Here is a 503-nt window from a genome sequence, read left to right as displayed (position 1 = left end):
ATTGCTCTGGCTTATATTTTATAGACTATCGTCTTTATCCATTAATTTACTAAGGAATTTCTTGGGTAAAACTTTTACTAAGTTTTTGGTTGTTTCACTGTTCAGTTTTCAAGGTTCTTTGTTTGTTAAGACAACGAAATATATTTTATCATATATTTTATTGTGTGTCAACATCTTTTTTCACTTTTTTTATTTAAGTCATAATCAACTTAAAAATAGCGGAGAACGGAGTCGAACCGTTGACACTACGGGTATGAACCGTATGCTCTAGCCATCTGAGCTACTCCGCCAGATGTTATATATTATTGGTCAAAAATAGTTAGGATATACCTAACTTAATTATATAACCATTCAAAACAACACATTGATTCTTATTACTAATTAAACTATCAATCAACCTAAGCAAATAACTACTACATAACTTATACATCTTAACTCTTAGCTTGACTTCTTATATATTCAAACCCTCAGGTTCAAACATATTTCCTTGGTCAAGCCCTCGA

1 tRNA gene is annotated in these 503 nt (G+C 30.8%); it reads right to left on the bottom strand.

Features of this window, described 5'->3' with window-relative positions:
• Positions 1 to 216 precede the first annotated feature (216 nt).
• A tRNA-Met gene (locus tag QMG30_RS24820) sits at positions 217 to 290 on the bottom strand.
• Positions 291 to 503 lie beyond the last annotated feature (213 nt).

The organism is Vallitalea longa (assembly GCF_027923465.1).
In the GTDB taxonomy this organism is placed as follows: Bacteria; Bacillota; Clostridia; order Lachnospirales; family Vallitaleaceae; genus Vallitalea; species Vallitalea longa.
This window is presented reverse-complemented; position numbering and strand designations above follow the sequence as displayed.